This window comes from Aquifex sp., assembly GCF_056494385.1.
Genome location: NZ_JBSLZM010000115.1, coordinates 1 through 6,792, shown reverse-complemented (window position 1 = coordinate 6,792; position 6,792 = coordinate 1). Strand labels below are relative to the sequence as shown.

The window sequence follows — 6,792 nt, the reverse complement described above, 5'->3', positions numbered from 1 at the left end:
CTACTCCGATAAGTTCCTTAAAGTTTTGAACGTTTTCCTCTTTCATAAAATTCTTAATTCCTTCAATAACCTTAAGGGGTGCAAGGGGGTCGTAAAAGTTTGCAGTTCCTACCTGAATCGCACTCGCCCCTGCCATAACGTGTTCAAGGGCATCCTCGTATGTAGTTATGCCTCCTACACCTATAATGGGAACAGTGTCCCCGAACTTCTCATAAACCTGATAAATCATCCTGACAGCTATCGGAAGAATTGCCGGACCCGAGAGTCCGCCCGTTTTAGTGGCAAGGTCGGGCTTTTTCCTTCTTATGTCTATCTTCATTCCGAGGAGGGTATTAATAAGAACGAGGCCGTCCGCCCCGCTATTTATACACACCTTTGCAAACTCCGTTATATCCGTAACGTTGGGAGAAAGTTTTACAAGCAAAGGCTTTTTAATCCTCTTTTTTATGCTTTCAACAAGGCTTCCGAGAACTACGGGGTCATGACCGAAGACTATACCACCCTTCTTTACGTTGGGGCAGGAAACGTTAAGCTCGTAAGCTACAATCTTTTCCGCATCCTCAAGAGCCATACATACCTCTACGTATTCCTCTTCGCTTTCACCGAACACGTTTGCTATAAAGTGCGTGTCTATGTTTTTTATCTTTGGGTAAAGCTCTTCTAAGAACTTCTCTACACCCGGGTTTTGTAGACCTATTGAGTTCAACATTCCGCAAGGAGTCTCAACTATTCTGGGAAGTTCGTTTCCGAGCCTTGGTCTCAAGGAAAGCCCTTTAGTTACAACAGCACCGAGTTTTGAGACATCATAAATCTCCATCGCTTCAAGACCGTAGCCAAAGGTTCCGCTGGCAACCCATACGGGGTTCTTAAACTTTATTCCGAAAAGCTCTATTTCAAGATTCATCGGATTTTATTTTATCTTTATCTTCCTCCTGTGCTTTGCAAGATATGGCGGTGTTCTGAAGTGGGGCTTCCTGTGGACGAAATAGTATCGGGCTATGTGGTAACTTGTGTCAAATCCGTAAAAGTTTAGTTTCATCATCTCAAGCTCGTGCTCCCTAGCCTTTCTTATCTCCTGCTCCCACTCGGGAGAAGTTCTTTCTTTTTTCTTTCCCTCAATAAATGCGTAATACTCCCTTGAGTTTATAAACTTCTCAAGTCTTCCTTTAAGTAGCTTTCTGAACTCCTCGGGATTTTTACCGAAAACATCGTCAATTAAACCTATCTCTTTTGCCTTCCTTGAGCTTACGGGCATTCTGTTGTCCATAACTTTCTTCCCATTTTCCCATCCCACCCTTTTCGGAAGTATGTAGGTCCAAAACTCCGAGCCGTAAAGGTTTCCTATATTCTTGTAGTGAGGATTAAGAACGACACCTTCCCTTGCAAATACAAAGTCACAATTAAGAGCCATAAAGACTCCGCCTGCTCCCGCATTTCCCTGTATTCCCGCAACCGTAAGTTTATCAGGGGTCTTAAGGATTTCTTCACAAACGTCGTCTATCGCGTTTATATTCCTCCAGCTCTCGTCGGGTGGACTTTCCGCATTCTCAATCGTGTTTAAATTCATCCCGTTTGAGAAGAAGTCTTCCTGTCCCATGAGGACTATAGCCTTTACGGGTCTTCTTTTGGCATACCTTATTACTTCAAGGAGTCTGTAACACTGCTCCGTGGACATTGCCCCGTTGTAAAAGTTAAAGTAAATGTAAGCTATGTTCTTTTCCTCCTCGTAAACTATTTCTCTATAAGTTTTGAAATCCACCTTCTCCCAGGGTTTTAAGGGAAGCTCGGGGACTTTTAATTTCTTGAGAACTCTAACAGCAGGGAGCTTTATTGAGTCCTTTTTCTTTTCCCTTAGGTGGGTAATCCAGATAGCTCCATCTTTCGTTCCTATACAGATAGCCTCATCTCTTACCGCTATTATTTCCCCCGGTTTTCCCTTTAGCTCCTCTTCGGGATACGCGTTATAAAGGTAATACTCTTCCCCTTGAAGTGTTGCGGTTGCACCGGGTTGGCTGTCCGATGCGTAAATCTTTTTAAGGATTTCGGAGGTTGTATCTTTTGCCCAGTTTATCTTTCTTTTTTCTTTATCGATCTTATTCCAGTTGTGTTTATCACCTTGAGGTGTTTTTCTTACTTTTCCTTTTTCAAAGTTATCAATTGCTTCAAGGACACACTCAACCGCTCCCTCGGTTACCTCGTTCCTGTATACACTGGACTTTCTGGCGAACCTCATAGGAAACATTCTAAAGGCCCATACGTCTCCGGCGTCGTATTCTTCGGATGCTTCAAGGAGTGTAACACCCCATTCCTTCACGTTGTTCAGAATTGCCCAATCAATTGCGTGGGGTCCCCTATCTCCCGGAGGCCCCGGATGAACAATAAGGGTGGGACACTTTTTCCAAACTTCGGACGGAATTTTCCTTTTAAGGAAGGGAGCTATAATGAGGTCGGGTTTGTAGAGTTCTGCGGCTTCTACGGTGAGCTCCGGATGAACGTCAAGCTCTATTGATACATCGTGTCCCCTTTCGGTGAGCTCGCAGTAAAGTCTCTGGGAAAGGGAGTTGAACCTGTAGCATAAAAAGAGAATTCTCATAACATTTTAAAATACACCTATATGAACAGAGTTTTAGGTTTTTTCTTGGGGCTTAGTCTCATATCAATGGGAGGTATAAGCGGGATTGATAGTTCTTCTCTTTCTTTTTGGCTTTTTGTTCGGAAGTGAGCCCTTTACCGAGTGGTGGAAGAACACAAAAGAGGTTTGTATTACGGGTGTTTACAAAAATTACGACGGAAGCTTAAGAAAAATAAAACCCTTCTGTTGTAAAGTTCACAGACTCGAAATAAAAGAAATAAAGGGCTATTTCAGAAAGAAGTTCGGTATAAAGGAGGGGCTTAAAGTAGTTGCTTCGTGCAACGGGGCTTTTTTCGGTGTTATAAGCTACGACGGAGAAGATTACGCGGTAAGCGGGAAAAAAGGTATAACGAAGGAAACACCTACGGGTATCCTTGAGGTTATAAACGAGAAGGAAATTCACTTTATGGTATGTAGCGGAGGGGCGGATTTTACGGGATGCCTGAGCAACGTTTTTGCGGAAGGAAGAATTTTCAAGCCTTGAAATAAAGCTCCGAAAGATTAAATTTATAATAAAGGACTCAAAAATCCTAAAAAAATTTTATAAAGGGAGGTGCAAAGATGGACGCCTGTAAGTACAGGGAACCCGTTAAAGGTTATGAGATTGTATTCCGTGAGGTTGAAGTTGATAAGGTTGTAATCCCTCCTATAGAAAGGCCTCTTTCGAACACACTTATAGAGAGGCTAATAAACTCAATACAAACCCTTGGCTTTATAGACCCTATAATGATTGTTCCAAACAGTGATGGGTATTACGAAGTGGTAGACGGACAGCACAGACTGGAGGCGGCGAAGATAGTAGGGCTTGAAAAAATTCCCGCTTTCGTTCTTCCTAAGGATTTAAGAAACTACATACTGAGTTTCAACATTGAGAAAGCACCGGGGCTCAAAGAAAAAGCGATTCAGGCTTATAACCTTTTTATGGAAAAGCTTGAACAAAATCCCGATATGAAGGAGTATGACCTTGAACCCTTCATTCAGTATCCCTTTTACATAACGATAGGTTTCGTTACGGAAAGACTCGGAGATAAAAAGTTCCCGGGCTCGTATTTTGAGAGAATTCTCCAGAAGGTTGACGAGTTCCTGGATATGCCTTTAAACGAAGCGGAAAAGGAGAGGGAAAAGAGAGCGAGGAAACTTGAAGAGGTTAAGATGGTTCTAAATCAAAAGGCGGAAGAGCTCGGAATAACGATGTCCTATGAAAAACAAAAGATGGTTTCATACGCATTCCAGAAACTATACGGAAGAGGTGTTAAGTTCCTCGGAGAGGATTTCTACACGGTGTTTGATAACCTAAAAGAGGCCATACAAAGCCTTACACCCGAAGAGCTGGGTATAACCGCGGAGGGCGAAACTCTGTGAAAAAGGAGATACTGTTAATAGGCCTAGGGAGGATGGGAGGGGCAATCGCCCACCGTCTTAAAAAACTTTCGTGGCGTGTTGTAGGTTATGATAAATCAAGGGAATCAAGAGAAAAGGCAAGAAAAGAACCGGGTATAAGAGTTGTAGAGGATTACGAAGAGTTTAAAGAGTTTGATAGAGAAAGGCTCTTCTGGATTATGGTTCCCCATACTGCGGTGGATGAAGTACTGGAAAACCTAAAACCCCTATTAAAAAGGGGAGATACGGTAGTTGACGGGGGAAACTCCTTTTACAAAGACTCTGTAAGAAGGTATGAGGAACTCCTAAAAATAGGTGTTAACTTCCTTGACGTCGGTGTAAGCGGAGGAGTGCTCGGTAAAGAAAAGGGATTTTCCCTTATGATCGGGGGTGATGAGTATGTCTTCAGAAAGTGGGAACACCTGTTCAGAGACCTGGCTTATGAGGGAAAGGGATACGCTTATCTAGGAAAAAGCGGGGCGGGACATTACGCGAAGATGGTTCACAACGGTATAGAATACGGGATAATGCAGGCTATAGGAGAGGGTTTTGAGCTTTTAAAAGAGTCCCCATACGATTATGACCTTAAGGAGGTGGCAAGGATTTACAATCAGGGAAGTGTAATACGCTCTTTCTTAATGGAGCTCCTTGAAGAGGCCTTTAATGAGTTCGGAAACCTTGAGGAGGTTGAGGGATACGTTGAGGATTCGGGTGAAGGAAGGTGGTGTGTAAAGGAGGCTGTTGACAGAGGCATTTCTTTAAACGTCATAGCAAGTTCCCTCTTTGGCAGGTTTGACTCAAGGAAAAAGGATATATTCAGGAATAAGCTTCTTGCTGTTCTGAGGTATGCGTTCGGGAGGCATCCAATCAAAAGGAAGGATTGACTTTATCATCTTCGGAGGAACGGGAGACCTATCAAGGAAGAAACTTCTTCCCGCGATAGACACAGTAAAGGACAAGATTAACCCGGGAAGAGTCTTTATTTTGGGAAGAAAGAGGGAAAAGTTTGAAGAAAGTAGGAGGAAAGTTTCCGACAATCTGAAGGAAAAACTTATTTTCGTTGAGTTTAACGTAAAGGACGAAGAAAGCTATAAGAAACTGAAAAAGTTACTGAGCAGAGAAGCACTTAACGTATTCTACCTGGCACTTCCTCCTTACTTATTTAAGGAAGCCCTTGAAGGAATAGGGAAGTTCCTAAACTTGCCTTTAAAAAGAATAGTGATAGAGAAACCTTACGGACTTAGCCTTAAAGATGCAAAACTTTTAAACAAAATCGTAAAAAAATACTTTCGTGAAGAGGAGATTTACAGGATAGACCACTTCCTCGGGAAACCTCAGGTTCAAAATATACTCTCCTTTAAGTTTTCAAATCCGCTATTTTACGAGCTTTTAAACAGGCATTACGTTAAGGAGGTCTGGGTTTTAGCCCTTGAGAGGGAAGGTGTTGAGGGAAGGGAAGCTTATTACGATAAGGTGGGAGCCATAAGGGATATGGTTCAGAACCATATGCTTATGCTTTCCGTATTCACCGCTATGGAGCTTCCGGGTTCCTCCCTTGCGTTTCACGACGAGATAAAGCGAACGCTTAACTTCTTTGAGTTTAAAAAGGAAAGCCTAAAAAGGGCAAGGTATAAAAGCTACAAAGGAAATGTTGAGACCTTTGTTTACGTAGAACTTTCGGTAAAGAACGAAAGGTGGGAAGAAGTTCCTTTTCACATAATTACGGGCAAGAAACTAAAGGAGAAGAGAACCGAAATAAGCATTCGCTTTAATAACCTGAAAGCCCTTGAAAGAATAATAGGCTGTCCCCCTAGGGAAAATATCCTTACATTCAATATATATCCCGAGAATGCGGTTTCCTTTTCCGTTAATCTAATCTCACCTTACGGATTTCTAAAGTGTGCACAGAGTAAGGAATGGAAGCTATACCTCAAGGAAGCACTCGGTGAGATTCCCGACGCTTACGAGTCCCTTCTTCTTGACGTTATAGAGGGGAACAGAATGCTGTTCCTTGACGGGGAGGAGGTTGAACGCCTATGGGAGATAACCGAGCCTCTTCTTGAACAAGCGGAAAAAGTCCCCCTTGAAGTTTACGAAGATTTCCGGCACCCCGAATTTAACTTTTTTAAATCTTCGTTCTGTTAGTGCTCTCAAAATAGTTTAATTTAATGAGTAGGTTTAAAAGAAGCAAGAAAAACCGAAATCCTTAACAAAAATCATAAAAATTTACTTAAGTTTATGATATTCTTGAAAATAAAGAGCTAAGGAATAGCCCTTTTTGACTCCTTGGCTACTGAATAGGGAATTTTAGCTCTCACCCGTGATTTTGTAAGGTTAGCGAGGAAGGGCATGATTTTCAGCAATTCCCCGCAACGAGGGGTTTCGGAAGGCAAATCCTTAAATTTTCCCTACTGATTTTCAAGGGATAGATTTTAACCCTTGCAATGCCCTAAAGTAATTAAGGGATTACATGCCTTAAAATTCCGTGCTTTTTTGCATCATATATATAGGGTTTCAGAGAACTAAAATTTTCTTTATGAAAGTAGGTCTGGTTAGTTTGGGATGTGCCAAAAACCTGGTTGATAGTGAGATACTACTCGGAAAGTTGAAGAGTGCGGGAGCACAGATAACGCCCAATCCCGAAGAGGCTGATGTGATAATAATAAACACCTGCGGTTTTATAGAACCCGCAAAGCTTGAGAGTATAGAAACGATTCTTGAGTTTGCGGAAAGCGGGAAGGAAGTAATCGTTATGGGTTGTCTCGTTGAGAGGTATAAGG

Annotated in this window: 6 protein-coding genes and 1 pseudogene; 5 read left to right on the top strand and 2 right to left on the bottom strand. The window is 42.3% G+C overall.

The window, feature by feature from the left end; genetic code table 11:
• Both ACWB1W_RS08635 and ACWB1W_RS08630 read right to left on the bottom strand, forming a co-directional pair.
• Positions 1-904, bottom strand: a 904-nt coding sequence (locus ACWB1W_RS08635; RefSeq protein ID WP_479370963.1) for a dihydroorotate dehydrogenase, incomplete at its 3' end; no start/stop codon positions are given.
• Positions 905-910: 6 nt separating this feature from the next.
• The gene (locus ACWB1W_RS08630) at positions 911-2,593 is read right to left on the bottom strand and encodes a hydrogenase maturation protein (protein ID WP_479370962.1); all 1,683 of its coding nucleotides are present in this window, start codon (positions 2,591-2,593) and stop codon (positions 911-913) included.
• Positions 2,594-2,678: 85 nt separating this feature from the next.
• Here ACWB1W_RS08630 and ACWB1W_RS08625 point away from each other — a divergent pair, with 85 nt between their 5' ends.
• The 5 genes and pseudogenes from ACWB1W_RS08625 to ACWB1W_RS08605 all read left to right on the top strand — a co-directional run.
• Positions 2,679-3,116 carry a hypothetical protein gene (locus tag ACWB1W_RS08625; protein ID WP_479370961.1) on the top strand — a complete coding sequence of 146 codons (438 nt, stop codon included), beginning with the start codon at positions 2,679-2,681 and terminating at the stop codon, positions 3,114-3,116.
• A gap of 77 nt (positions 3,117-3,193) precedes the next feature.
• Positions 3,194-3,994, top strand: coding sequence for a ParB/RepB/Spo0J family partition protein (locus tag ACWB1W_RS08620; protein WP_479370960.1), 801 nt, complete (start codon positions 3,194-3,196; stop codon positions 3,992-3,994).
• On the top strand, positions 3,991-4,896 hold the full coding sequence (gnd, locus tag ACWB1W_RS08615; protein WP_479370959.1) for a phosphogluconate dehydrogenase (NAD(+)-dependent, decarboxylating): 906 nt from the start codon (positions 3,991-3,993) through the stop codon (positions 4,894-4,896). Before ACWB1W_RS08620 ends, gnd begins: the two co-directional genes overlap by 4 nt.
• Positions 4,859-6,157 carry a glucose-6-phosphate dehydrogenase gene (locus ACWB1W_RS08610; RefSeq protein ID WP_479370958.1) on the top strand — a complete coding sequence of 433 codons (1,299 nt, stop codon included), beginning with the start codon at positions 4,859-4,861 and terminating at the stop codon, positions 6,155-6,157. Before gnd ends, ACWB1W_RS08610 begins: the two co-directional genes overlap by 38 nt.
• 391 nt (positions 6,158-6,548) lie before the next feature.
• Positions 6,549-6,792: pseudogene (locus ACWB1W_RS08605) on the top strand (30S ribosomal protein S12 methylthiotransferase RimO); the annotation flags it as partial.